Below are 25,402 nucleotides of genomic sequence, written 5' to 3' on the forward strand. Positions count from 1 at the left end.
CGTGTGGATCAGGGACTGGCAGCGGGGTCCGGTCGGCCGGCCGGACTGCTCAGTGCGGTGCGGGACCCCTGCCAGTCAGCCGCCCGTGACGGTGAACCAGATCCCGTAGACGCCCGCCACGCACATGACGGCCGTGGTTGCCCAGCCCAGGATGGTGGAGAGCGCGCGATTGCGGTATTTGCCCATGATTTTCCGGTCCCGTGAAATGAGCATCATGATGATCAGGAACGGTCCGGCCGTGGTGGCATTGACCACTGCGCTAAGAACTAGCAGCCCGATGGGGTTGGTATCGATGACGGCGAGGACCGTGCCAAGGACCATTCCGGCCCCAAGCAGTGAATAGAACGCTGGAGCTTTACTTGGTTTGCGATCCAATCTCCAGTTCTTGTTCAACAGTCCCATGAGTCCAACGACGCCGGAGGCTGCAAGGACGGGAACCGCAAGCATTCCGGAGCGATGAAGCCTAGCGCGAAAAGGGTTCCAGCATAGCTACCCGCCACGGGCTCTAGGGCCTGGGCCGCATCGGCGACGCTGCTGACTGTCTTGTGTTGTGTGCCTAGGGTCGCCGCGGATGAAGCGATGATGGCGAACATGACCAGAGCGCTGAACACCATTCCCGGGAAGACGTCGACCCGGCCATTGCGCAACGTACGATCGGCCTCCCTGCGGGGCCGGTTCTTCAATGCCGGTGCCATGTCGCCTTCCCTGGATTCGACACGGAGTTCCTCGATACGTCGGGCCGACTGCCAGAAGAACATGCACGGGGAAATCGTGGTGCTCAACACGGCCACTATCAGCCCCAAGTACGCCAGCGAGAGCTGGAATTGCAACCCCAGCAGGCCACGGCCGACGTCGGCCTAATTGACGCCTGAGACGAATAGGAAACCTACATAGATCAGGAGCCCCAGGCACAGCCGTTTGAAAGTCCGCCCGATCCATTCAAAGGAGCCAAAAGCTACGGCCACAATGGTGCCGACGCAGGCGATCGCTGTCCTGAAGAAGCCCGGGCCAGCCCTCAAAAGTGTCATGCCCAGACCGATGGCGTTCAGATCCGCTGCCAGATTCAGGCAATTTGCCGCAATCAGCGCCACCACCAGCACCCCGATCTCGATCCTGAAACCGAGGGTGAACTTGCGCCGAATGAGCGCCCCTACGCTGTCCCCTGTGGCCAAAGCCATTCGGTCGCAAATCTCCTGGACGGCCATCATCATCGGCATCGTCACCGGAACTGTCCAGAGCAGGCCGTTTCCGTAGGCGGCGCCGGCTTGCGAATATGTGGCAATTCCGAGGGATCATCGTCGGCCGCTCCCGTCACCACACCCGGCCCCAAAATCTTGAGGAAGCGCAGCAGAGGATTCCTGTGCCCGGACCGGGACTGGGTCGCAGGCTGATCGTCCGCCGTTCCCACCTCGTCATGTGTGTCCGGCACGCGGATCCCGCTCATGACAAGGTCCCCTCTTTGTCCCGTCCCATCGAACGCAACAGCCTCGGATACACGATTAGTGCGAACACGAGGCCAATAATCAGCAATCCCATGACGAGTGCCGCCGCCAGCGCACCGAGAACCACGTAGAAGATCAAGCCGGCACCTCCCGCCACCAAGGTGCCGACCAGCCACAGCACGGTTTGCACCACACGGTGCCCGGCGACCACCAAGCGCTCCTTGATTCTTAGCCCAAACAGTTCACGATGTACCGCCACGGGAACAAGCATCAAGCCCGTCGCCCCGGCCGCAACAATCACCAGAGACAGGTACAAGACCACTGCTGGAGTGGGAAGGAAAGCAAAGCGCTGCTGAAACGGCAGCGTGAGCAGGAATCCGGCAATAATCTGAGTTCCGGTTTGCATCACCCGCAATTCCTGCAGCAGGTCATCCCAGTTCCGGTCGCGCTGTTCGTTGCGAGTTTCATGGCGCCCGTCCCCGGCGTCAATTCCACCCCGAGACGGGGAATCCTGTGGCACGTGGACAGAGTTTTCAAAGTCATCGTGGATCAGCCGGGCCATGAGGGCCTCTATTCGATGTGTTCCGAAGAGCGGAACGGCATTCACAGGCTTGGTACTAAACCTCCAGTAATTATACGCGCGAACTACCGGAGCAGCCCGAAAATCGCCCCGCATCCGGAGCATTCCCCATCCCAGGTAGCGTCCGCCTGCAGCGCCAGCGACCGTTCCGGAAACTCAAGTGCCCGCCAGATCGGCAGCCTGTCCGGCCCGTACCAGGGCGCATCCTGACTAACGTTTGCAATCTTCTCCTCCCGTTGAGTGGGTGTGACGAGAAGCATTCAGATAAGTCCGGACGCCACCTCGTTTAGCAGGATCCCCGAGGCTTAGCTGTATTACCCCGGGACGTTAGTGGCGTGCGGCGTGGCTGAGTGACAAAAAGAAGACCTCTGGGTGAGGTGGAACTTGTCTAGAGATCCATTTACTCAGCCCGGAGGTTTTCTTCATGTCCCATGTTAACGCTAGTTTTGGCTCCGAGGGGCCGGCTGATGCTGGCTCGGTGCGTTGTGGAGGACGGGTGGCCCGTGCGTCGGGCCGCGGAGCGTTTTCAGGTCTCGGCGACGACCGCGGCGCGGTGGGCGGCCCGCTTCAGGGAACACGGTGAGGCCGGCATGGCCGATCGTTCCTCCCGACCCAAGAACTCTCCGCGACGTACTCCGGAGCGTATCGAGCGAAGGATTATTGGGGTGCGAGTGAACCGGCGCTGGGGCCCGGCCAGGATCGCCTACCTGCTGGGCTTGCACCCCTCCACGGTCTATAACGTGCTGGCCCGGTACGGGTTAGCGAAACTTTCCTGGCTGGACCGGGCCACCGGACGGGTGATCCGCCGCTATGAACACCCCGCTCCCGGGGACCTAATCCACGTCGATATCAAGAAACTCGGGCGCATCCCGGACGGTGGCGGCCACAAAGTCCTCGGCAAAGCCGCGGGGAAACGGAACAAGACCCGCACGGAAGCCAACCGCAAGCCCGGCTACGCGTACCTGCATAACGGAAGTCGATGACCACTCCCGACTGGCCTACACCGAAATCCTCACCGATGAGAAGAAGGAAACTGCGGCCGGGTTCTGGGAACGCGCCAACAACTACTTCAACCAGTGCCGGGATTACCGTGCAACGGGTCCTGACGGACAACGGTTCCTGCTACCGCTCCCATACCTTCGCCGACGCCCTGGGAACAGACATCACCCACAAACGCACCCGCCCCTACCGGCCCCAAACCAACGGCAAAGTCGAACGCTTCAACCGCACCCTGCTCGAGGAATGGGCCTACGCGAAACCCTACCGCTCAGAGACCGAGAGAGTCGCAGCATTCCCCGACTGGCTGCACTACTACAATCATCAACGAGGACACACCTCACTCAAAGGCCTCACACCAGCAGACCGCGTACCCAACCTTCATGGGTAATACACTTAGCCAACGGGTACGTCAGGCTGATGATGGACGGTCTCGTCGCCGCAGAATCCAATAATCAAGGCGGTTTGGACCCCTTGCATCGACAACTTGTTGATGATTAGAGGGCCGACGAGCAAGTGCAGCAGTGCCGATTTGGCCAACCACAGCAACGAATATCCTGGTCTACCCCGGGTTTGTATATGTTGTCTTGCTCATTGATCTGCACTCGTGTGCCATTGTGGACCGGAGACCTCCACGATCAAGGACAAAGCGTTCGTGGAACAGTGCGTGCGTATGGCACTGTGGCGGCGCCAACACGCAGGCCGGCCTGTCCCGGACGGGCTGCTTCATCATTCGGACGCGGGCAGCCAGTACACGTCGATCCGCTACACCGACGCCCTGTCCCTGGAAGGACTACAGCCATCGATCTGTCCAGCCCCTCAAGGATTAATTGAACTGTCAACAGCGGTTTGCCCGGTAGAAACCCTTGAAGGCTAGTGCCGTCTCCGATGCCGGAGGTGTGACTCATGAGTATCCGATCGGCGGACGCTCCCGAGCCTAACTGCTCATCCTGAAGTCTCCAACTCTTCAAGATGGTGTTGACGTCCTGATCGAAATAGATTAGCCCGATCTGCGCAGCCTTTGGCGATGCCATCGCCGCCACCGCTTTGCTGATTAAGGCTGCCTGGTAGAGGCTTTCGTCTGTCGCAGTCGGGCCGGATCGCAGGTCCGCTGCACCCCAAAATTTGGTCCAAGCGACCGCGAAATCTTCTAATGACTGAAGACCTGGCACTGGGACGTGGAAGTGGTCCAACAAGTGGGTAATGGTCATGGCGTCGGTCTATCGACGGGCGGGTGACTGTCGCCCGTCGGTCTCGTGAATTCTCACTGCTTGCTTGCCCGATGTTTCTGGCCGAGTGGCTGGAATGTCCAGAAACCTACCGTGATGAATTGCTGGCAACGGCGGCAAGTATTTGCGGTTTGGGGGCACTCATCACCGCAACCTGCGGGTGAATCCAACTCTCTGCAGGCTGGAATGCAGCGCTCAATCGCGGGTGAGTGCGACTGGCTGAAAGCAACGGGATACCAGTGGGTGGCCGGAATATTCCTGGATTGCCTTCCCCTGCCCTAAGGTCCGGGTGTAACGTTTGGGTCACGGTCTCGGCACTATCCATAGCGATATCCCAACGTTTGGAGACCGATAATGTTTGACCAAAAATTCATTGCCGAAGCCATTTCCCGTAGTGCTGAAACGCCCTCCGATCGACGCAATTTCTTCCGGGTGGCTGGACTCACGGGAGCCGGATTCGGGATTGCCGCCCTGGCAGCAGCCACCGCTAGCGCCGCCGATGCCGCCCCCTCCAAGGGTCCCAGTGACGCCTCTATCTTGAATTTCGCGCTGAACCTGGAATACCTCGAAGCCGAGTTTTATCTCCGAGCGGTCACTGGACACGGTCTCCCCGAGAACCTCACAACAGGGACCGGACGCCGCGGGCACGTCGATGGCGGCCACGCTGTTCCCTTCAAGACACGGCGGATCCGCCAGATCGCCACCGAAATCGCTAGCGACGAAAAGTCCCATGTCGCCTTCCTGCGCGGTGCCCTCGGATCGGTCGCGGTTTCCCGCCCGAGCATCAACATCGATGACAGCTTCACCGCGGCCGCCATCGCCGCCGGGTTAATCAAGAAGGGAGAAAAATTCAACGTCTACGCGAACGAACAAAACTTCCTCCTCGGAGCCTTCGTCTTCGAAGACGTTGGCGTCACCGCCTACAAGGGCGCCGCACCCCTGGTCACCAACAAGACCTACCTGGACGCCGCTGCGGGGATCCTCGCCGTGGAAGCCTACCATGCAGGCATCATCCGCAGCACCCTGTTGGAGATGGGCCTTGCCGCACCAACGGTGAACATCTCCAACCTCAGGGACGCCGTCGACGGCCGCACCGACGACGATCAGCCCATCGTGCTCAACGGCATGGCGAACCTGGTCCCCACCGACGCCAACGGCATCGCCTTCGGACGCACCACCGCCCAAGTACTAAACATCGTCTACCTGACCGGCGAGAAGGTCCGCTCCGGCGGGTTCTTCCCCCAAGGCGTCAACGGCACCATCAACACCAGCGGAGACAACGACCGCGACGGTGACGACTAAACCGCCCCACGAAAACAAGCCACCACGGGTGCACCGCCTCCGGGAAATCGGAGACGGTGCACCCGTCGTCGCCTCCAGCCCTGACCACATAGGCCCGCCCGCCGAGTCTCACCCCTCCATGCCCGACCGCAGATAGCGCTGCGCCGCCGACGCAAGATCATTGCGGAAGAGTTCAGTCGGACGAGGGAACACAGTCTTCACACCAGACATTGCTAGTTTGCCCAACGCTGAGGAGGAATACGTCTCCTTCTCCCACGAGTACATGTCTGCGTGCTTTGTTCCTACTAGATGGCCTTTCCTAGGAGCGGGTACCGGTCGTTGGGGCAGAACCAGCAAGGCCCCCGGGCTGAGAACATCCACCCCCTGTAACCACTCCCTGCCCTCAACCGAGACGGCACCCCTTCTACAAGGCGTAGCCGCCACAATCTAGGCCCAGCCGTGGACGGGTGAGGGCCTTCCCCCGGCTCCGGGGAAGGGCCCTCCTGTCCTGCGTTGCCAGTCTTGTTCTAGGCGGTCTCGGCCTGGAAGATCTGTTCGCTCACGTCGTTGCGGAGGATATAGTTTTGTCCGCCGGTGTGGTTAACGGTGCCATCGAGGATGTAGAAACCCCGCCCGGCACCTGGTCCACCGGCGGCCCGGTCAAGAGCATCAATGAGATGCCGACCCAGGTGCCCTTTGGGCCCGAGTGCTTTGATTTCGATGAGTTCTTCGACCCTCAGCGCTGCCAGGACCGTTGCTATGTCAGCCATGTGTTTCTTCCCCCAATAAGTTCTGGGCCCCTGTGGGCCTGAATCCACAGGTTAGGCCACGACGGACGCGGCTGCAAAATTCGGATTCGTGCCCACGGCCGGGAATGATACCGACGTGGACGCTATTGCTTGGCGAGGACGGTGTCCACGAGTTTGACGAGTTCACCGCTGGCGGCCGGGGTGATCGCAGCCCCGGTCTTAACGACCGTGACGGCGAGATTGCCCTTGATAGCGGTCACGGTGAGAGCGGTAACTTTCTGCCCGGTCGGGGCTGTCTCGCTGGCCAACGAACCCAGCGAGGTGTCCCCGGTAGTGGTTACTGGGACCGGGGTGACTTTGGAGGTGGTCTTCTTCCCAGCGACCGTGATAGTCACCGTGGAGCACTGCGACGCGGCCTTCTGACTTGCCGTCAGCTGCTCGGACAGGGAGGAAGCATCCTTGACCGCGAATACGGTGACACTAATGCTGGTCTTATCAGCCGCGGAGAGACTATTGCCGGCCGCATAGCTGCTACCCTCGGGGACCTGGGAATTGTTAGTCGCCAGCACCCCACACGCCTTCGGGGTAATCGTCGCGGTTTTCAGCAATTGCCGTGCCACCTGCAATCCCTGATCGATTTGGGCGGCCGGGATCACCGTAAACGCCTGCCCCGCAGGATCCTTCAACGAGGAAATCAGCGACGCGAGCTCCGTGTCCGTGTAGGTCTTCGCGGTCGCGGAAGCCGACGGCATTGCCGAGGCTGTGGTCGCGCTTCCTGCCATGGCGGTCGATGCAGGAGATCCGGCCGTCCCAGCGTTGCCGCAGCCGGTCAGCGCCAGTGCCGCGGCAAAAACAAGTCCATAGGGTGCCAAACGGGTATTCATGTCATGCCCCAATCAGAAGAAGTGACCAGCGGACCCCAGTGATTGTTACCCTAGGCTTCTTTTCCACCTTTGCCCAGACCCCCCGTGCCCTGACGTCAAAACCATGCACCCGTAGATCCTGGCCCCTCCCCCGCCCGATGACGCGCTCCGGTCCCATCCCTCAACGGCTGGCGCGTTCCTGATGGCAGGGCCAAAAAGGTCCAGGGTTTGCCTGTTGTTTCCGGGATGAACGAGCACGGGGGGCGGATCCTGAATCCACGGACCGGATTGGTCTGCCGGACCGGCTTTCGTTTTGTGATCCTTGCCAAATTGGTGGAAGTGGGCGTAGACATAGCCCATCACTTTGCCTGGGTTTGAGGGGACCATGATGTCAATGAAGACGTTGCGCCAGCCACAAGTCATGCCGGATTCGATGAAGCGGGGCTCTTACCCCGGGCGGTGGAGGTGGGTGGGGCGAACCTCCCTGGCCAGTACGGTGACCTTGGGGTTGGTGTTGGCGGTGGGCCTAGGCTCTGCCGCCCCGTCATTCGCCGCGTTACCGACGGGGGATGTGTCCACTCTGGGGTTGTTGGGTGCCCGCCCGGGAGCCACCCGGTTGCCGGTGCAAATCAGTGACCAAGTCAGTGGCTCCATCGACGTCGGGACCGGCAACCTCGCCTTGGCCGTGAGCGCTCTGTCGTTGCCGGGGGTGAGCGGCACTGTGGGGTTGGGGATGAGTTTCAATTCCCTCTCCGCCGACACCGGTACCGCCGGGCTGGTCGCCCCCGCTGGACCCTGGCCCTAGGCTCGGCCGGGTCCCTCTCCACAGCCCCGACCGGGGTGCTCTTTACCTCCGGGGATGGATACTCGGCCCTGTTCACCCCGGTGACGGGTTCAACGACGGCGTACACCTCCCCTGTCGGGGTGAAAGCCGATCTGGTGAAGACAGGCACCACAGGCTGGATCCTGACCTCGCGGACGAGTGCGAGTGTGGTGACGTTCGATACGGACGGGAGAACCACGAAGATCACCGACCGCAACAGTAACCCCACCACGATCATCTGGACCTCCGGGCGGCCCCGTGTTGTGACCTCAACGAAGGGTGTGGCCGGGGCCAGGGTCGCGAACCTCGGTTACGATTCCACGAGCGGGTTGTTGAACTCGATTTCCCAAACCTCCGGGGCCTCTAACCGGTCGGTATCGTTCGCCCGGGACGGGTCGCAGAACCTGACCGGATTCACGGACCTGGCCGGAAAGACCACGACCTTCGGCTACACCGCCAATCGCGTCACCACGATTACTTCCCCGGCCGGCGGGGTCACGAACCTCAGCTACGACAGCACCGGCCGTGTCACCACGATCAAACAAGTCAATGGTTCTGCCGGCTCGCCCGGGGATTCGATCACCCGTCTGACCTACCCCTCGAGCTCCCAAACCCTGCTGGCCGGCCCGAATACCAACCAAAGTGTTGCTGTCGCGACCGGCCCGCACACCACCTACACACTATCGACCACGGGCAGAGTGTTAGCGGCGACAGATCCGATGAGTCGGGCCCGCGCCGGAACCTACACAGCGGACTTCGACACCCTCACCACGACCCAGGGCACCGGCACCACGGCCGGGACCACGACGAACACCTTCGGGGCGAACACGGGCCAATCCCTGACCCAGTCCCAAGCCCCCGGCGGGGCCACCGCCCAGTTCGCCTACGGAAACACCGCCGCGTCGACGAAGTATTTACCGACCTCCTCCACCAGTGACGCCGGGGACACCTCGCTGTTCACCTTTGACGGGGCCGGAAACGCCCTGACCTCCTCTGACTCACTCGCCGCGACCGCGACGCTGACGTACAACACCGATGGCACCGTGGCCACCGCGTTGGCGCCCGGCAACGGGGCCAACAAAACCCTCTACGGCTATAACGGCAACCATGAGTTGACCACGGTCACACCGGTGACCGGGTCCTCCCTTAACGCCCAATCCTCCAGCTACGACCAATGGGGACGGCTATCCACCCAGACCACTGGTGCCGGGACGACCTTGACTTACAGCTACGACGCCGTGGGCCGATTGGCCGGGACCATGTTCTCCGACACAACCCCGTCCATCGGGTACACGTATAACGAGAACGGGCAGATCCTGACCCGCACCGACGGGGCCGGGACCACCACCTACAGTTATGACCAGATGGGTCGGTTGACTTCCCGGGTCAACACCGCCGGAGGGGGCACCATCGCCTACGCCTACGACCTGGCCTCGAACCTGGCCTCGACCACCGACACCCGTGGCACCACCAGCTACGCCTATGACGACTCCGGGACACCCACCTCGTTGACGTACCTGCAAAACCTTGGCGGTGTCCCGAACGCCGGGACCTTGGGATTTGCTACCGATGACCGGGGCCGGCGCACCGATACCTGGTTACAAACCAACCCCGCCCACACCGTCTGGTCCGCGCACACCCACACCGACTACGACACCACCGGGCGGGTCTCCCGCACCACCGCCGCCCAAGGTACCGGCAACAGCTCCAACACCACCGTCCTGGATATTTCCTACTGTCACGCTTTCGGTTCCACCGCCCCGTCGTGTCCGACGACGGCCAGTGCGGACCGGGCCAATATCCAATGGGCCAAAGACAACCTCACCGGCTCCGTGACCGCCTACAGCTATGACGGGGCGAACCGGCTCACCAAAGCCGCCACCACCGGCGGCACCACCCCCGCCATCACCTACAACTACAGCTACGACTCCCGCGGGAACCGACTCACCGCCACCACCACCGGGGCCACCACCACCACCACCGGGGCCACCACCACCAACCAGTCCTTCACCGTCAACGCCGGCAACCAAATCACCAACACCAGCTACACCTACAACGGGACAGGGAACCTCACCAAAGACCCCAACGGGAGCTACACCTACAACGGGGCCTCCCAACTCGCCACCACCACGAAGGCCGGCACCACCTACACCTACAGCTACGCCGGCGCCTCCCAAAACGAACTCCTGGCCCAAACCACCCCCACCGCGACCTACTCCTACACCTACGGGCGCACCGATGCCCAGGGCCTACCCATCATTGAACAAGTCCACGAGAACGCGAATACCGCCTACATCGAACACGACCCCGTCACCGGCGAACCCCTCATGCTCCGCACCTCCTCCGGCCTGCAATCCTTGTACGTCAACGACGGCACCGGAAACCCGATCGGAGTCACCACCACCGCCGCCTACCCCGGCTTCACCTACAGCTACGACCCCTATGGCGTCCCCACCCTCACCCAAACCGCCGGCGGCAACGGCGTCCCCCAAAACCCCTACCTCTTCAAACAAGGCACCCAAGACCGCACCACCGGCTGGGTCAAATACGGGGCCCGCTACTACGACCCCACCACCGGACGCTTCACCCAACAAGACACCCTCGACACACCCCTGAACCCCGCCAACGCCAACCGCTACGCCTACGCCGCCAACAACCCCATCAACCTCGCAGACCCACTCGGATCAATCACAATTGGAGATGTCCTCGGTATCGCGGCAGGTGCAATTATTGGAGGAACCCTTTTCGCCGGACTGTGTGCGGCATCCGCAGGGGTCGGTTGTGTGCTTGCTGTCGGAGCCCTCGGCGGAGCTGTCGGCGGCGGAATTGGAGCGGGAACTGCAGGTATCCTCAACGGGGATAGTAGTACTGGTGTTCAGGGTGATGTAATAAACGGGGCAATTGGGGGCGCTGTTGGCGGGATTCTCACAGGAGGTTTGGGATTCTTGAATGGTTGAAAACAGGAGAAATGAGGTCTCTTAATGAGCAAACGGTCGGGCTACATTCTGATTGCAGTCGTCTATGTAATCGGTGTCACAATTGCAACAGTAATTTGGGGAGGGAATGGAGCCCTGCTTATCACTCTCATGCTCGTTGTTGCGGCGACAGTGTCAGGCCTCTATGGAAAGAGACGAAGAAGATGGGATCAGGACTCTGAACGAAAGTATGGAGGTTTCGGCGAAGTTCGAGATGGTCCACCACCGGGAGAAAACTCTCTTGACGGTGGCTCGATCTCTGACGACGACCAAGAAGAACAACCGCATCAGCCCGAATGAGCCGCCCAGATATAGTCTCTGCTCGAACTTGACGTAAAAATGGATCGCTTCAAGGTCAGGCTCCTCTCCTGCTTTACCCGCCCACTCAAGAACAAACCGTTCCACATCATCGGAAGAGGTGCCGTCGGCCGGGGCCGCGTCCCCGCCACCAAAGGTGCCAGGATTCCGGGTAACTTGTCCAGCCCAAAAAGCTTTACCAGAAGACGCTTCTCATGCCGACGAACGAAATAAACTTTCGGCACAGTTCTGGCACGGACATTGGCCATGCGCGCATCTCGACCACAAAACAGGATCTAGGCCTGGTACTCCTGAAGGTGCCCTCAGGCGTAATCTAGGGGTTTTAGGCGGATCTATGTGCACACGGCCTAGCCGTCATTGCCGCGTTCGGCGTTGCCGCCGTCGCCTTCGGATTTGCGGCTGTACCGGAGGCCCTTGTGACGACCGCTTTGTGGCCCAGCATGGTTGGATTATGGATTCTGCTGCAGTTCAGAGCCCTTGGAGAGCGGTTCAAGAAATCCGAACAATGGACCACCGCTTTGCCCTTCGCCGCGGCCCTGGCATCCCTGAGTCGGGAGTTCGATCAGACGGGGCTCAGCACAACGACGGTTGGCCAAGACATGTGGGTCAAAATCGGGCGCGACTGGACAGGTGGGGCTTGGTTCCACAAGGATGCCGCCCCTCACCTGAAATCCGTGACCGGCGTCCAGTTTCGGGTCGATGAAATCGACGGCGGGACCAGCATTACCGCCTGCAGTGGGGACCGGACGGTTACAGGCATGTACGACGTGCTAAAGCTATCGGACGAAATGAGCGCGACGGTCGTGGAACTGGCCAAGAGGGTAACCACGCAGCACCCTGACGGCCTGCAATCTTAAAATATGTCCCGTTCATCGTTCCGGTTATGGGACCAGCAACCGACCGGTTTGTTGGCTGCGAAGCACGTGGATTGCTTTGTTGTAGCCTTGACCGATGAATATTGAAGTGGTGCCCTATTCGTCAGACTGGGCAAAGCAGTTTGACGACCTTGCTGACGAACTTCGGTCATGGCTGCAAAGTGTGCCCGTGGTCGCGATCGAGCACGTCGGTTCCACCGCGGTTCCGGGGCTTTTTGCGAAGCCGGTCCTCGATGTCGACATTATTGTGCGTCGCGAGGATGTGAATGCCGCGATCACCGCACTCACAGCGGCCGGCTATGCCCACGAGGGAGACCTGGGTGTGACCGACCGTGAGGCATTCATCGCACCCGATCAGGACCCAGTTCGCCACGTGTACGTCGGCGTCGAAAACACCTTGCACGTTCGTAACCACCTGGCAGTGCGCAACACACTCCGCCAGGATTCTGAGCTCCGAAACCGCTATGCACAAGTGAAGAGGCAACTCGCGAGCGATTCGGAAATGGAAATGTCTCGCTACGTAGCAGGGAAGTCTGAAGTACTTCAGGACGTGCTGGCGGCCTCGGACCTCACGGCTGAGGAGAAGCAGCAGATCTACGAGCTGAACAATCGCCCCTAAGACGTGTGCGTCGGTGGTAGCAATTGAATGGGACACGTCGATCCAATGAGCCAGTACCGCAGAGCGTTCGGTTTGCGGTGCGCGGGCGACACTTTCGCGAATGTTAGCGGCCAGTTGAAGCTGCCCACTCGCGGCCATGTGAGGTGCCCGGGGTCGCGTAGCCTTGGTTGACAGTTAGGCTGAGAACGGAATTTGGGGGAATTTGCAGTTGATACTTTCACGAATCGCGATTGCTGGCGTGGCCTGCTTGGTACTCGCATTGACCGGTTGTATCGGGACTCCGGCTCCTGACGACACACAATCAGCCGATGCCGCCAGTGCGCAGGAAACGAATAGTGTGGCTTTGATGGAAGCCCTGCAAACGTCTACCGAGTCTGCTGCGGGCGCCAGGCTAGTGGCTACTGGCGGTGACATTTCAGAGGTACCGAACCGAGTAAGCTTCCCAGACGTCTCCGGCAAGGGACCCTTCACTGTCTACTTCACCTGCCAAGTCCCCGAAGGTGGCGTCACGCTCACCCTCGATTCTGGGACAAAGACTGAAGTCGACTGCACTGCGGGGACCAAGAAGATCACCGGGGTCCAGCAAATTGCACTGGCTGGAGGCCTCAGCGTTGATGTCCAAGGCGAAGCGGAAGCGGGAATCTGGGCACTCGTCGCCAAAGGCGATGCATAGTTGCCACCCGTTGAACTGCCGGAGATCTTGAGTGGCCGCCCCGACCCACTCAAGCCAACCTTCGGAGGTGAATGTGTCCTTTAGACGGTTCCCCTACGGACTCGGAGCAATCAGTTAAAGGTCCATTGCCAAGTTCATCAGGACACTTGATGTGGGTATGCCCTGACCCGAAATTCATTCACAACTTCCCAGACGAGTGACAATCGAGTAAGCCGGGCCGGTGGCCTCCGCAGGAAGTTGTAAACCAGGATCATTGGCACACCGGAGAGAATGGGTCAGGATATGAACATCGGCCCAGCTGTTTCCGGCGTCGATCCCTTGGCAGGGCCGGCCTTGACGGAATTCTTGGGAAGAAGACGATGAGCGGGCTTGATGATCTCTTGGCAGAGTCCAATGACCGTTGGTCGCGGGCCATGAGAAATGCCCAGGATGTCAAAGACCTTGGCTTAGGCCAGGCAGTAAGAACCTACTATATCCGGTACTTCCCGGCCGGCGTGCTTGTCTTGATCGTGGCCGGAACTGCGCTCGGCCTGCTGCTATTCCGAGGCAACCCGTCGGCCTGGCCCCAGTATCTGGCTTTGGGATTAGTCCTTGCAGCGGCCGGCACCGTCATTGGCGGGCTAATCTACAACGCCAAGAAGGTGTCACCTGCAGCACGCTTACCTAGCGGCGACATTCTGTTTCCGTTGGAGAGCGAGGAGCGGAAACAGATCAACCGCCAGATCGCAGGAAAGGCCCCTATCGACAGAGAACACCTTTCGGTCGCCCGGGCGGGCGCCGTTCAGCAGCGCAAGGGCCTGGCCAGACTATTTCTCCTGATGCCCAGCAACTTGTTCTTGTTCGCTTCCCTAACGGCGAACTGGGCCGGGCAGGCAGCACCCCTTGCCTGGCTCATGCTGGCAGCGGTGGCCGCAACGATAACCGGGATGGTGTTTCTGATCCGCGACTTCCGGCGGGCCGGCCGATTTCTGACGACCACCCCGGCCTTCTGATCCGCTTCCAAAACGCCAATGCTCGGCAAGCCATGTCCGCCACCCGGCCGTGTGGCGGCAAAGAGGCCCGAACCCGTCCCAGTGATCGTTCCGCCTATGGGAAGCGAGGTCCGGGCAGATAGCCGGTGGATCCTTCACGCACTCTTCATTTGATCAGTGGGACCGGCGTCGGTGTAGTTCTTAGGCAGCGACTGTGGGTCCTGTCTAGTTTGCCCCTCAGCCCATAGACTCAGGCATGACCAAGAATAAACGTCGGTGGTATCTGGCTCTATACGCCATTGGTACCGGTGGCGCATTTTTTGGCTATCTATGTCTGTCGGGAGAGCCTCTCGAGGTAGCAGGGTTGTCAACGATTATTTGGCTCGCCTGGATGAGTCTGGTCTGCCTGGTCATTTTCCGCCGACGCCGGAAATCCATAGCGCGAACTTCCGCACAAGGGCAGGTATCCCGTTTCATTCGTCGCCCAGCAGCCCCAGCGGGAAATCGATTTCGGAAGTGGAAATCAGTCCTCATAGCCCCCGACATCGGTGCCCTAACAATTCATCCGACTTTGGGCGGGACGCTCATAGCACGGGGCACGCCCTTCACCCTCAAAGTCCATCCCAGCGCTGGTCCGCGGCTGCCTGCCACCAAATGGGAGAAATTCAATCGCTTTGGAACGAACACCATCGTCCTTCCCCTAGAAACAAGCGAGGGCCCGCTGGAAATCGCCGGCCAAGAAAACTCACTGGACACGATCGAATCATCCCTAGCCGGAACAAAGCCAAGTCACAACACACCAGAGCAACCATGACCCAAGCAACCGAAGCAGTCATGCTGCATCCTAGGCAATGACGACCAATCAGCCCTCAAGTAAACAGGTGTCCCGCAGGACGCTCCCCTGTGAAACGAGCTATCTCTGGTGGTTAACATCGTGGGTCTGATGGTTCGGTATCCCGAGGGCCGTCCCCTCGCGGGAGGGGCAAAGTCACGTCGACAGTTCCAACGGGTGCACGTTCAAGATCGGGCTCCTTTGCTACACCGTGCCCCGGCCTGATCCGAGCGTGCCTCCGGAATCGAGACGTCGATGTGGGGACATGCTTGGCCGGTAGGTGTAGAGTCCGGAGGCATGACACTCGTCTCAAGCACAGGCTTCGCCCACGTCCGCCTAACTGTCACTGACATCCGCCGATCCAAGGACTTCTACGACCAACTTTTCGGATGGCAGGTGGCGGTGGACACTTCCGCGCAGGTTGATGATCCCGGAGTGCGGCAGTCCCCGGAACAGTTTTACGGCGGCGTGATCTACCAGACGCCTCAGGGCACACTGTTCGGACTACGCCCGGCGGGCACCGAGGCCTTCAACCCTGATGTCACAGGGTTGGATCACGTGAGTTTCGCTGTCGAATCACGGACCGCACTCGAGGCGGCCGCAACCGAGTTGGACAACGCCGGGATCGAGCACGGCGAGGTGACCGATCTGAGCGATGCCGGCATTGCCATCCTGTCATTCCAAGACCCCGACAACATCAACATCGAGTTGACCGCGCCCCTGGGATGAGCTGATAACACCACCGCACTGGCCGACGCGAGCGGTGACGACTTGGGCACCCGTCACCGACTTCCAGCCACATCCCAGGCAACGCTCAGGCGTCCCCGCTTGACGAACCTCGATCGGGACACCCCAATCGTCCCGTACGGATTTCCCCTTGGAAACCTGTTAGTTCGTTTCAGTTGACTCGGAAGGCGGGGCCAGTCGATCAATGATCCTCTGAAGTGATTCCGGGCTCGCGGCGATGTCGATAACTTCGTTTTCCGTGGTCGCCGATATTGCCTGGAAGCCCATCTCTCCTATGTATCGTGCCTCTTTGCCTCGGAGCGTCCGTCTTTCGGGCGCCACATCCAACACGACGAAATTTGTGGCACGTCCGGAGGGTTCCAATGTGTCGTATACGGCTGGCTGAAACTCCAGCGCCCCCGAACTCGGAGTGATGACTCCTCGGTTCCATAATCCACTCAGAGATCCGGGACGGGAATTCGGATACCTAATATAGGCCAGAATCTGCCCTTTGACTTTGAGTTCACGTTCAGACTTTCGTCGGCTACCAAAAGTGATGGCCCCCCAAACTGCCATGGCACCAGTCCACAAGGAGGCCTGGAGCGCAGCCTCCCCAATGGTCTACGCCACACCAGTAGGAGAACCAGCTCAATGGCAAAAACGGCAATAAGGAGCACGAAACGAAATACAACTGGATGCTTCCTCATCCAAGGCCTCATGCTGCCAATAGTAGTCCTGAAATAGCACAGTAGACTCCCGCCACATTCTCTGAGCAGCGACTTGACGCTCCGGACAAAGTGATCAGCCTGAGTCACGATTGTTCGCTTAGCGTTCCCCTTGAGGCACAGTCGTACTCGCCTAGATCAGCTTTTGAACTTAAACCGCATTTATGTCTATTTTCCCCGCGCCGAGTCAATTCCTATGTCGGCAACGGGATGGCGTGGACCTGTGGGTCGAATGCGGTCACACTGCCATAGACTCTGGTCATGAACAATGTTGGACGGCCTCGTGATCTCTATATTGGCCCAGGCGGCGGCGAGTACATCGGTGCCGGTGGAGGACTATCCGTCGGTAGAGGCGGCGGGCTTTCTGTTGGGCCAGGCGGAGGCCTCTCAGTCGGGCCAGGCGGAGGCCTCTCAGTCGGGCCAGGCGGAGGCCTCTACATTGGGCCTTGTGCCAATCCGTAAAGGAGCAATGTTCCCCCGTGGCCCGCCTATCTCGCGGAACTTCGTCGACTCGGAATGAATGACATTGCAGACACCATCGCTAGGGCCCGTCGTCTTAGCGCCTAATTTTGTTTCGGATGGCCCTGCAACCGTCACCTCGAATGCTCCCTAGAGCCCGTCGCCCTCGTCATCCAGCCCTATTTGGAAAGTTTGCGACTACTGTCATTGCAGCTATCCCGCAGAATGTTCCTTTGACGGGCGGCCTCAGCATTCGGAATTTTGGCCCCCTAGCAGGAGGGTAGGCCATAGGCGTCACAATGCTCGTCCACGTCGTTCCCAATCATCCTGCTCTGCAACTTCCTTATCCCTGAAGTGGCCGTCATGATGACGAACTTACAAGAGGTAAGACAGGCTCACGATGCCCAAAAGCAGCCCCGAAAGGTACGTGTAGTCGCCCAGACCCCACACCTTGAGGGTGGCGAGGCGCAACACCACAATAGCCAGCTGCAATACAGTCCACGCGGTCCACACAACCAGCAGGACGCGGAAACTGCCGCGCGTCATCTTGGGTTGAAGTCTCTTAGAACGCCGAACCTGACTCATGGGTTGAAGGCTACAAGCGTAGTAGCGATTTGGGAACTTCACCGCTCATGCTTCGTCGGTTTGGGGGAGCACCGTGTTCGGTGGATCTTGCCATCCCGCAGGAGGTTCCACATAGGGCACGTTCTAGGGAATGTCGGACTTCCTCGGCGGGGCAACATGCTCAATGATTTTCTGGAGCGCTGCCGGACTCGCGGCTATATCGATGACTTCCAGGTCGGTGGTGACGGTCGTGGCTCGGCAACCCTGAACTCCTATGTACGTTGAATCAAGCCTTTTGAGTTTCCTGAGTTCCCGCGACACTTCTACAACAGTGAACGTTCTGGCACCCCCGGAGGGCTCAAGGGTGTCGTAAAGCGCGGGCTGAAATCTAAATACTCCCAAACTTGGGGTGAGAATTCCTTGGTCCCAGATGGAATCTAAAGATCCTGGGCGGGCTTGGGGGTATCGAATGTAGGCCAAGAATTGGCCTTTCGCTTCCAATTTACGAGCTGTCCGGCGTCGCATACCCTGGGGGATAAACCACCAAAGCGCCATGAATCCGGTCCATAAGGATGCCTGCAGTGTGGCCTCTTTTAACGGCTTATGCCAAACCATTAGAAGTGTCAGTTGAATGACAAAAACGACAATCACGCATATGGAACCAACAACGACCGGATGCTTCTTCATCCAAGACCTCATGTCGCCAATAGTAGTCACAAGGTTGCCATGGACGTCCACGGTGTCCGGTAGACGTTTCTGTTGTGAGATGGGCACGCCTCGAAGAACGTTGGCCGTATTGAAAGTCCCGCGGTCGTCCGTCCTGGCGCACCGGAGGCGCCAATACACCGCTACGGGACCCGCCGGGTCCAACATCTCATCCTTGAGCGACGACCCATCAGCGGATCACGGGAACGGGCGCCGTTTTTGATCGTTTCTTGATACCTACTCATCGGGGCCAGGTCTACGGTTCCGAGGTCGACGCCAGCGAAGGAAACCGACGTTCGAAAGGCACAAGTAAATAATTCCAAGTGTGAGGTGCCAGAAGTCGGCCTTGCCTGCCCGGCAGTTGATGATGGCAGGAATTAGCCACACGAGACCGACACCTAGAGTGACGATTCCGAATGCCAACATATAGCCAGGGATCGAGGTCCCCAAGGGTTCTCCGGGGTCAGTAACCCCCCACGCATCAGTGAAGCGCCGCAGACGCCCAACTGGTTTCCGGTCTGGCATAAGACGAACTCTATGCACCCTGCCTCCAGACTATCCATGGCAGCAAAACCTAGTAGTCCCGAACCGGGCACTTTCCTCCACGAACTCCTGCCGGAAGCATTCACGGTGGTGGGGACTTGGAATGCGGGCCGCAGTGATCGACGAGTGCGATCGGGCTCAACGGCAGGATTCAGAACATCAGCGGATGCAGCACATTTGCAAGGGCAATCGCAGCAGTATCCCGTACTAGGTCGAGCCAGTCATGTCCGGGCCCGCGGGGCTGTGACTGTGTCTGTTAGCGGCGGGCTTTTTTGGCTTGGCGGCGAAGGGTTCGGGCCATCTTGGCTGTGACCTTTTTGGTGGCCGTGGCTGCGTCCTTTCCGACCGTGTCCTCCACGAGGGATACGCTGCCCTGCACGGGCTCGCTGTGCCATAGCTTCGCAGCAATGTTCTTGAGATCTTCGTAGCGTTGCGTACCGGCTTTGGCGCCGAGAACATACCCGGTCGCCATTCCAGCGAGAAACGTGATTTTGGCTTTCATGACTGCTCCTTTGCCCGGGACGACAAGCGTCGCAACCCCGGCTTGCTTCGATAAATGATGGTTGATGAATGATGGAGGGTGTTGGGACGACGACCCAGGCGCGTCCTATCCGACGATCGTGCCGGTGGAGGGCACCACGGTTCCCGTGCGTTGAGTGCGTGCGCTGACGTCAACTAGTATTCGGGTGCGCTGTAGTGGTGCTTCCAAGGCGGTGGCCAGGTCCGGGAAGGTGCTGGTCTCGATACGGTGGATGAGCTCTTGGATGTTTGCCCTGTCATTGACCGTGACTTTCAGGGTCAGGTCCGGGGCATCCGCGCTGCCGCGCAGCAGCACGGAGGAGGAGATAACGCCGGGCAGGGTGTTGACCTGGTTTTCAACGGCGGACGCTAGGACGTCCGGGTCGCAGACGGTGAATCCGCCAGCGTCCTCACCCTGCAGACGATAGCTCCCTGCCGCATTCTTGCGCGGGATTTGGCCGAGTATCCACAGCAGTCCCAGCACACCGGCAATGACTCCGGCGATCAGCAAGATGGCCTCCACCGATGGTGCGGCGAAGAACGCATGTAGATTACCGGTCACCACACGGGTTCCTGATGGGGTGCTCTGGAGGAGGCGCTGCAACTGGCCGCTGGCCTGTAAGAGCAAGGTGATACCGGCGATCAGGACCACCACACCTAAGATCGCTAACCAGATGCGGTTCATAGTTCCTGGGCTCTGTCTCATCGGAATCCTTCCTTCAACAATCGAGGGCGTAAAGGTACGGGCATGATCTCACCGCCGGGGGTGAATGGTGGTCGTGATCCGCGGGACCGGTTCTAGCCCCGTGTCCTTCAGGCGGGCCCGGACGCTGGCCGTGATCCGAGTACCCAAGTCACCGGGTTCATGCAGGGGTGTTTGGATGCTCAGATGGACTCGCCCTGCGGTTGCTGTCACCGATGCGGAACCAACACCATCGATCTGTCCGCACTGAGCCTTGGCCAGGCGGGCGACTGCCCGGCGAGTCATCACCGTTTCCTGCTCGCGCGCCGCTGGCTCTAGCTTCCCCTCGTTGAGCCCGGAGTCCTGCACCGTTAGGGCATTGAACCCTCCCGGAATGATGGCGCACAGCATCAAGAGCACACCCACCACGACAGCGACTACACCGATTCCCCAAAGGGAGGGGGCATTCCAGATCAGCGAGGCGAGCCAGTCGCGTGGCCCCTGCAAAAGGGTGGGCCAGTGACCATTGACCAGCCGCGCAATGGTCAACCAGAGCAAAGCAACGCCAAGACCAAGAAACACAAGGGCGGCAATGAGCGCAGGAATGGTACGGCTAGGCCGGTGACGTAGGCGGGATGAATATTGGTCGGGCCGACTCATAGCAGCTTCCTTCCTCCGGCAGTGTCGGCTCTGGTGGTCAGCCAAGAGACCTGGATATCAACCTGACGCACCTGAACCCCGGTCAACTCCGTCACCCGTGTGCTGATCCGTCGACGTATTGCCTCGGTGGCTTGGCGCAACGGCACCGGATACACGAGCCCGACTTCCACACTAAGAGTGGCAATGTTCCCACTGAGCTCAACGCGTGCTTTGGGTCGTGCAGAGAGATCAGCATGGGCGCCGATACCCAGAAAGCCTCCGGAGGAACCGACGGCAGGGGATTCATCCCGGGCGACCTGTCCGGCAATCTTTTCGATCACTTTATCGGCCAGTACGGTTTGTCCTCGCGACGCCATCTCGGCGAACGTCTCGGCATCGGCACCGCCTCTAGCGACTGGTCGGACATGGGATCCTGGCGGTGTCATCGACTCGATGCCCTACCGAACAGGGCTTGCATATTCAGTTTCCCTTCGGCAACCCGGCCAACCGTCAGGCCGATGAAGCCAAGGACGAGAGCAGCCCCCAGCGCCCACCACCCGCCGAAGCCCAAAACTATTCCCAGCACCAAACCTATGGTCAGGCACCAACGTGTAGTAGACATAGCCATTCCTCTCCTCACCGGCCCGTAGCCCTCCCCGGGCGGGGACTCCCGCCCGGGATCCCTGCACTTACTGAAGATCAGCCTTCTGCTCCTGCTGATCCTGCTGGTCGTCATCAGGCAGGTGCACATCAGTGACATTGATGTTCACTTCCAGTACTTCCAGGCCGGTGGCATGCTCCACTGACTGAATGACGTTGCGGCGGATTCCCTGACTGACGTCGACCACCGAGACCCCATACTCGATGACAATGGTGACATCAATGGCAGTCTGGCGTTCACCCTTTTCCACGCTCACGCCGCCGCTGACGTTTGTCTGCGAACCGGGGATACGTTCGGTCAACGCACTAAAAGCCCGGCGGCCTGCACTGCCCATCGCGTACACACCGGGAACCTCACGAGTGGCCATGCCAGCGAGTTTTTGCACCACGGTCTCCTCGATCGTGGTGTCCCCACGTTCGGTATGCAGTGCATCCATCGTCTTGGGCTGCTTTTGCGGATCGTTGCGCTTTTGCTCCTCCGGGTGGCCATGACGGCGCCGGAGTTACCGGCGCTTCTGCTTGCCTCTGTCATAGAAAACATCTCCTCATGATCGGATTCGTGATCGTGCTTACAGAGCTAAGGCGTATCCCACCGGCAAAACCTCACGGTACAAAACCAAAATTCTTTCAAAAAAGTTGCGCCGGATCCTCCACAAGCTTTCCAAGAGACAAACTCCTCACCCCTTCCAAGAGCCAAAGGGGAGCGCGACAGGTAGGGGCACTTGCCGGTATCCAGCAGCACGGACTGTACCGACGACGGCGCATCACCGGTCACCCGTCAGCGATCAACAGATCCGCCTGAGATCGATTCTTTGTGTATCGATGAGGTAACGCCGCACGGCACACCCTTCCGTTGGTGGCCGGTACCGTGTGACGCTTACAGTCAGTGCACAGCTGTACTGGGTCTCGAGTTCTGAAAGAGTTGCCCTTGATTCGCACGAGCAGTTACCACACGGATCTTTCCGAGTTACTTGAACTTGTTGCCGCTGGAGACAAGCGGGCGTTTGCGGACCTTTACACGGCAACTGCGGATCATTTGTACCCACTGGTGAAGCGGATTCTCCACAACACCGCCGGCTCCGACAAGATTGTGTGCGACATTTACCTCGCCCTCTGGACCACGGCACCCGCCTATAATTCCTCGGAGGGGTCCGGGTTGGCCTGGGTGATGGCCCTCGCCCACCAAGTAGCCGTCCACCGGCGCCATGACCAACAAGCTGGCACCCTTGGTCGTGCCGCGGCAGCGAACCCGCCACCACACCCGGCAGGAAACCCAGAAACCAGTGTTGACGCACCGGTGATGGTCGGGGCTGCCGCAGCCGCCATGGCAGGGCTAAGCCCCCTGGAACGGGACGCGATCTGTCTTGGCTACTTCGACGGACTCGACACCACAGAAATAGGCGCCACTCTTAGCGTGGATGAATCCACCGTCCTTGGCGCGATCAGGGACGGGCTGTACAAGATGACCAGCTGGCGCACCAACCCAGCAAATACCGGAGAGCCACTGCCCGGGCCTGGGGCGCAGAAGGTACCCCGGCACCTGTTCACACAGGACCCCGAACAGTCCTAGCGAGAACCGTGCCCTGCGCTGGGCTAACGGGCGGCACCCTCAGCAACGCTCCAACGGCTGACCTTCGGTGATGTTGGGGGTTCGTGCCAAAGTGGCGAGGGCTCGAAGAGTGGAGGCATCCTTCCGGGCCGCCATTTCACGATAAAGAGACTTGGTAGTGCCGGCTAGTTCCTCCAGAGCCGCTATGGCGTAGAGGCCTTGGCCTTCCGGGTAGGTGATAGTGACGTTAACGGTGACCGTGGCACCGTGCTCGGTCGTGACGTCAAGGTTGAGTTCTAAGGGAACAGTCGGGCCCATCAAGGGTTCCTGTCATTGCGGGGTGGTCAGCGAATGTCGACCCTGGGGAGCAGTCCCCCCAGTCATTAAATATAGGGCCCAAAGCACCCCCTGCCTGCACACAACTATCAACCGGAGCATAGTTCCCCGGAGCATTGCCACCTTGGCCCAGGATCCCAGCGATTCCCGAAGGAACTGGTCGGCCAGGAGCCCGTTTTCTTGCTCGCCCGGTGCGGGGCACCGTACATTGAGGGTGCATACGACAAAGACGTCCACGACTGTTCTCCTGGGGGCAGGCGTTGCGGATCTGATGAAGGAATGAAGTCATGGCCAAAGGCATCGTTAAATGGTTTAACTCTGAGAAAGGGTTTGGCTTCATCACCGCCGATGATCAGTCCCGGATGGTTTTCGCTCACTACACCGCCATCGCCAGTAGCGGGTACCGGACACTGGAAGCGAACCAGAAAGTCCAATTCGATCTGGTCCAGGGCCCCAAGGGACCCCAGGCAGAAAACATTCGCCCCCTATAACCGCCGCTGACCACGGCTTGAGGACGGCGCCGCGTTTCCTGCCAGCGCGCCGTTGCGACGATTGGCCAGAAGATCCATCGTGCATCTTGGAGGCTCTAGCCCCGTGCGGGTCGGGGAAATTCCATTTGAAACCCGCACTGGCAGTGTAGGACTCGTGTCCTCAGATAGATTTCCAGGCGTCGTTTCTCGACCGGGCTACTCAACAACGTTGAGGTGACGGGACCTCTGGCGGTCGAGCCCATCGTCATGGGTTCCCCACAGTGCACATACTCCCGGTCGGGGTCGAGTCCCGGCCACCCGGGAAACTCAACAACAACCCCAGGGTCGACAAATTCGATGTGACCAACCTGGGGGTGGAGATTCTTCCCTTCCACGTCCAAGCAACTATCCGCCGAGTATTTCACCGGCAGTCTGGCTGGCCCACCGATGCCCTCAACGAGAAGTAGCTCGTCTCGGCCCCGGCGAGCCAAGAGGCGGGCGCTGCTGTCTAGAGGTGTGTTCTCCTCGGCCGGAATAGGGGTTTCAGGAGCCATGGGCTGCCCTCTTTCATCAGTGAAACTGTGCGTCATGGACCAATTACGGTCGCAGCCAACTGTGGTACTTCCACGTTCGGGAGTTAGCGAACGGGAGGAACCGGTGGCAAGAAAGGATCAGGAGGGAAGGGGCCTGTCGGTTCCTGCGGCCCGTCGGGGTCGACTGGTTCGGTTGGATCCGGAGGGCGACGGGGAGGCGGCCCAGGCGGAAACGGCTCCGTCGGTGGCCATACAGGTTCCGGATCAGGCGGTGGCAGACTTGGCAGCGATGCTGGTTCTTCATTCATGAAGGTCGAACCTTTCTCGAATATGCCGTTGGTGCTCGGTGAGTGCGCTCCATCGCTGTTTCTGGAGGGGGAAGTGGCGGTTCCTGCTATATCGGCGTCAATGTAGGCGGATTAGTGCCCCTCGGAACTCTTACCTGGTCGATGGCCACCCCCGGGCAACCTCTACCCCATGACTACTGGCCGGCCGGCCCAGCCCGAACAGAGCACGAACCCTCTGTCGGGGTCCTCCCGCGCCTGTCAGTGCTTTTTGAACATATCCTCGGCATTTTCAGCAGCTTGCCTCAGTTCCGCCTTATCTTGATCAGTGTTACCGTCAACCCTCAACCCGTCATTGCCGGCCACTTCACCGGCGGCGTCCTTGTTCGTCCCACCCAGACCCATAACAATCCCCCACTGCCCGAGTGCTGTTCCGCCAGCGCGTGCCGACAGTACGCCTTCAGAATAGCCCCACTCCACAGAGGCCACTAGGGGAGATCAAGACGAGTTGCTGCCATCAATCCCCCAACACCACCCACCAGCCAGCCCATCGCGGGCACCGCAGCTAGACTCCCGATCAACGGTTTCGCCGATGGGAGCGTCACCTTCATCCGCGCGAAGTCCAACGGTGGGAACGTCAAACGAGATCTAATTTCTGGGGAATCTCCGGGAGTCCTTACGTTCGAAAAACCGGCGCACTGGGCGCAAGCACCGATCGGACCGCGGGGTGATGGGGAGACCCCAGTCTGGGTTTCACCTGGCGTGTGGCCCCCGCTCCGTCT

The 25,402-nt window shown here is 59.9% G+C and carries 21 protein-coding genes and 2 pseudogenes; 11 read left to right on the forward strand and 12 right to left on the reverse strand.

Features of this window, described 5'->3' with window-relative positions; all coding sequences use genetic code 11:
• Positions 1 to 75: 75 nt before the first annotated feature.
• A pseudogene (locus AL755_RS24080) lies at positions 76 to 1,223 on the reverse strand (NRAMP family divalent metal transporter).
• A gap of 217 nt (positions 1,224 to 1,440) precedes the next feature.
• Positions 1,441 to 2,004, reverse strand: a complete 564-nt coding sequence (locus tag AL755_RS13570; RefSeq protein WP_107503852.1) for a DUF6328 family protein — start codon at positions 2,002 to 2,004, stop codon at positions 1,441 to 1,443.
• A 442-nt stretch (positions 2,005 to 2,446) separates the two neighbouring features.
• Here AL755_RS13570 and AL755_RS13580 point away from each other — a divergent pair.
• Positions 2,447 to 3,409, forward strand: a pseudogene (locus AL755_RS13580) (IS481 family transposase).
• A gap of 1,192 nt (positions 3,410 to 4,601) precedes the next feature.
• Complete coding sequence (locus AL755_RS13585) at positions 4,602 to 5,549, forward strand: ferritin-like domain-containing protein (protein ID WP_054011464.1); 948 nt, start codon at positions 4,602 to 4,604, stop codon at positions 5,547 to 5,549.
• A gap of 506 nt (positions 5,550 to 6,055) precedes the next feature.
• Here AL755_RS13585 and AL755_RS13590 read toward each other — a convergent pair.
• Both AL755_RS13590 and AL755_RS13595 read right to left on the reverse strand, forming a co-directional pair.
• Positions 6,056 to 6,298 (reverse strand): hypothetical protein, encoded by a 243-nt coding sequence (locus tag AL755_RS13590; RefSeq protein ID WP_054011465.1) that lies wholly within the window; start codon positions 6,296 to 6,298, stop codon positions 6,056 to 6,058.
• 122 nt (positions 6,299 to 6,420) lie between these two features.
• Positions 6,421 to 7,161 carry a hypothetical protein gene (locus tag AL755_RS13595; protein ID WP_150117121.1) on the reverse strand — a complete coding sequence of 247 codons (741 nt, stop codon included), beginning with the start codon at positions 7,159 to 7,161 and terminating at the stop codon, positions 6,421 to 6,423.
• 918 nt (positions 7,162 to 8,079) lie between these two features.
• Here AL755_RS13595 and AL755_RS24300 point away from each other — a divergent pair.
• The 7 genes from AL755_RS24300 (at position 8,080) to AL755_RS13635 (ending at position 15,955) form a co-directional block, all read left to right on the forward strand.
• Positions 8,080 to 10,920 (forward strand): RHS repeat-associated core domain-containing protein, encoded by a 2,841-nt coding sequence (locus tag AL755_RS24300; RefSeq protein WP_160318907.1) that lies wholly within the window; start codon positions 8,080 to 8,082, stop codon positions 10,918 to 10,920.
• Positions 10,921 to 11,672: 752 nt separating this feature from the next.
• Positions 11,673 to 12,113, forward strand: a complete 441-nt coding sequence (locus tag AL755_RS13615) for a hypothetical protein (RefSeq protein WP_054011470.1) — start codon at positions 11,673 to 11,675, stop codon at positions 12,111 to 12,113.
• 94 nt (positions 12,114 to 12,207) lie between these two features.
• Positions 12,208 to 12,750 (forward strand): GrpB family protein, encoded by a 543-nt coding sequence (locus AL755_RS13620; protein ID WP_054011471.1) that lies wholly within the window; start codon positions 12,208 to 12,210, stop codon positions 12,748 to 12,750.
• Between the two features lie 346 nt (positions 12,751 to 13,096).
• Entirely contained in the window at positions 13,097 to 13,423 is a 327-nt protein-coding gene (locus tag AL755_RS13625; RefSeq protein ID WP_150117122.1) for a hypothetical protein, read from the forward strand.
• Between the two features lie 359 nt (positions 13,424 to 13,782).
• Positions 13,783 to 14,415 carry a hypothetical protein gene (locus AL755_RS13630; protein WP_054011473.1) on the forward strand — a complete coding sequence of 211 codons (633 nt, stop codon included), beginning with the start codon at positions 13,783 to 13,785 and terminating at the stop codon, positions 14,413 to 14,415.
• 235 nt (positions 14,416 to 14,650) lie between these two features.
• On the forward strand, positions 14,651 to 15,208 hold the full coding sequence (locus tag AL755_RS23260) for a hypothetical protein (protein WP_150117123.1): 558 nt from the start codon (positions 14,651 to 14,653) through the stop codon (positions 15,206 to 15,208).
• A gap of 315 nt (positions 15,209 to 15,523) precedes the next feature.
• Complete coding sequence (locus AL755_RS13635) at positions 15,524 to 15,955, forward strand: VOC family protein (RefSeq protein ID WP_054011474.1); 432 nt, start codon at positions 15,524 to 15,526, stop codon at positions 15,953 to 15,955.
• A 1,556-nt stretch (positions 15,956 to 17,511) separates the two neighbouring features.
• Here the strand turns inward: AL755_RS13635 and AL755_RS23505 are convergent.
• The 7 genes from AL755_RS23505 to AL755_RS13665 form a co-directional block, all read right to left on the reverse strand.
• The gene (locus AL755_RS23505; RefSeq protein WP_160318908.1) at positions 17,512 to 17,682 is read right to left on the reverse strand and encodes a hypothetical protein; all 171 of its coding nucleotides are present in this window, start codon (positions 17,680 to 17,682) and stop codon (positions 17,512 to 17,514) included.
• 162 nt (positions 17,683 to 17,844) lie between these two features.
• Positions 17,845 to 18,387: a hypothetical protein gene (locus tag AL755_RS13645; RefSeq protein ID WP_150117124.1), complete on the reverse strand. Its 543-nt coding sequence runs from the start codon at positions 18,385 to 18,387 to the stop codon at positions 17,845 to 17,847.
• An 817-nt stretch (positions 18,388 to 19,204) separates the two neighbouring features.
• Positions 19,205 to 19,450: a hypothetical protein gene (locus AL755_RS13650; RefSeq protein ID WP_054011477.1), complete on the reverse strand. Its 246-nt coding sequence runs from the start codon at positions 19,448 to 19,450 to the stop codon at positions 19,205 to 19,207.
• Between the two features lie 105 nt (positions 19,451 to 19,555).
• A complete protein-coding gene (locus AL755_RS13655) occupies positions 19,556 to 20,173 on the reverse strand; it encodes a hypothetical protein (RefSeq protein WP_150117125.1) in 618 nt (205 codons plus the stop codon).
• Between the two features lie 48 nt (positions 20,174 to 20,221).
• Complete coding sequence (locus AL755_RS13660) at positions 20,222 to 20,809, reverse strand: DUF6286 domain-containing protein (protein WP_054011479.1); 588 nt, start codon at positions 20,807 to 20,809, stop codon at positions 20,222 to 20,224.
• Positions 20,806 to 21,234 carry an Asp23/Gls24 family envelope stress response protein gene (locus AL755_RS22475; protein ID WP_337589554.1) on the reverse strand — a complete coding sequence of 143 codons (429 nt, stop codon included), beginning with the start codon at positions 21,232 to 21,234 and terminating at the stop codon, positions 20,806 to 20,808. The genes AL755_RS13660 and AL755_RS22475 overlap by 4 nt, the downstream gene beginning before the upstream one ends.
• Positions 21,235 to 21,477: 243 nt before the next feature.
• Complete coding sequence (locus AL755_RS13665; RefSeq protein WP_054011480.1) at positions 21,478 to 21,885, reverse strand: Asp23/Gls24 family envelope stress response protein; 408 nt, start codon at positions 21,883 to 21,885, stop codon at positions 21,478 to 21,480.
• A 449-nt stretch (positions 21,886 to 22,334) separates the two neighbouring features.
• Here AL755_RS13665 and AL755_RS13670 point away from each other — a divergent pair, with 449 nt between their 5' ends.
• Positions 22,335 to 23,018, forward strand: coding sequence for an ECF-type sigma factor (locus AL755_RS13670; RefSeq protein WP_107503856.1), 684 nt, complete (start codon positions 22,335 to 22,337; stop codon positions 23,016 to 23,018).
• 39 nt (positions 23,019 to 23,057) lie between these two features.
• Here AL755_RS13670 and AL755_RS13675 read toward each other — a convergent pair whose 3' ends face one another.
• The gene (locus AL755_RS13675; protein WP_054011482.1) at positions 23,058 to 23,315 is read right to left on the reverse strand and encodes a hypothetical protein; all 258 of its coding nucleotides are present in this window, start codon (positions 23,313 to 23,315) and stop codon (positions 23,058 to 23,060) included.
• Positions 23,316 to 23,620: 305 nt separating this feature from the next.
• On the opposite strand from AL755_RS13675, the gene AL755_RS13680 reads away from it, so the two are divergent.
• Positions 23,621 to 23,824 (forward strand): cold-shock protein, encoded by a 204-nt coding sequence (locus AL755_RS13680; protein WP_054011483.1) that lies wholly within the window; start codon positions 23,621 to 23,623, stop codon positions 23,822 to 23,824.
• Positions 23,825 to 25,402: the final 1,578 nt, after the last annotated feature.

It is taken from the genome of Arthrobacter sp. ERGS1:01 (assembly GCF_001281315.1).
In the GTDB taxonomy this organism is placed as follows: Bacteria; Actinomycetota; Actinomycetes; order Actinomycetales; family Micrococcaceae; genus Specibacter.

Bases quoted from the DNA above. Each gene is read 5' to 3' on its own strand.
- AL755_RS13570 (WP_107503852.1), bottom strand. From the start codon at position 2,004: ATGGCCCGGCTGATCCACGATGACTTTGAAAACTCTGTCCACGTGCCA.
- AL755_RS13585 (WP_054011464.1), top strand. From the start codon at position 4,602: ATGTTTGACCAAAAATTCATTGCCGAAGCCATTTCCCGTAGTGCTGAA.
- AL755_RS13590 (WP_054011465.1), bottom strand. From the start codon at position 6,298: ATGGCTGACATAGCAACGGTCCTGGCAGCGCTGAGGGTCGAAGAACTC.
- AL755_RS13595 (WP_150117121.1), bottom strand. From the start codon at position 7,161: ATGAATACCCGTTTGGCACCCTATGGACTTGTTTTTGCCGCGGCACTG.
- AL755_RS13620 (WP_054011471.1), top strand. From the start codon at position 12,208: ATGAATATTGAAGTGGTGCCCTATTCGTCAGACTGGGCAAAGCAGTTT.
- AL755_RS13625 (WP_150117122.1), top strand. From the start codon at position 13,097: ATGGAAGCCCTGCAAACGTCTACCGAGTCTGCTGCGGGCGCCAGGCTA.
- AL755_RS13630 (WP_054011473.1), top strand. From the start codon at position 13,783: ATGAGCGGGCTTGATGATCTCTTGGCAGAGTCCAATGACCGTTGGTCG.
- AL755_RS23260 (WP_150117123.1), top strand. From the start codon at position 14,651: ATGACCAAGAATAAACGTCGGTGGTATCTGGCTCTATACGCCATTGGT.
- AL755_RS13635 (WP_054011474.1), top strand. From the start codon at position 15,524: ATGACACTCGTCTCAAGCACAGGCTTCGCCCACGTCCGCCTAACTGTC.
- AL755_RS23505 (WP_160318908.1), bottom strand. From the start codon at position 17,682: ATGACGCGCGGCAGTTTCCGCGTCCTGCTGGTTGTGTGGACCGCGTGG.
- AL755_RS13645 (WP_150117124.1), bottom strand. From the start codon at position 18,387: ATGAAGAAGCATCCGGTCGTTGTTGGTTCCATATGCGTGATTGTCGTT.
- AL755_RS13650 (WP_054011477.1), bottom strand. From the start codon at position 19,450: ATGAAAGCCAAAATCACGTTTCTCGCTGGAATGGCGACCGGGTATGTT.
- AL755_RS13655 (WP_150117125.1), bottom strand. From the start codon at position 20,173: ATGAGACAGAGCCCAGGAACTATGAACCGCATCTGGTTAGCGATCTTA.
- AL755_RS13660 (WP_054011479.1), bottom strand. From the start codon at position 20,809: ATGAGTCGGCCCGACCAATATTCATCCCGCCTACGTCACCGGCCTAGC.
- AL755_RS22475 (WP_337589554.1), bottom strand. From the start codon at position 21,234: ATGACACCGCCAGGATCCCATGTCCGACCAGTCGCTAGAGGCGGTGCC.
- AL755_RS13665 (WP_054011480.1), bottom strand. From the start codon at position 21,885: ATGGATGCACTGCATACCGAACGTGGGGACACCACGATCGAGGAGACC.
- AL755_RS13675 (WP_054011482.1), bottom strand. From the start codon at position 23,315: ATGGGCCCGACTGTTCCCTTAGAACTCAACCTTGACGTCACGACCGAG.
- AL755_RS13680 (WP_054011483.1), top strand. From the start codon at position 23,621: ATGGCCAAAGGCATCGTTAAATGGTTTAACTCTGAGAAAGGGTTTGGC.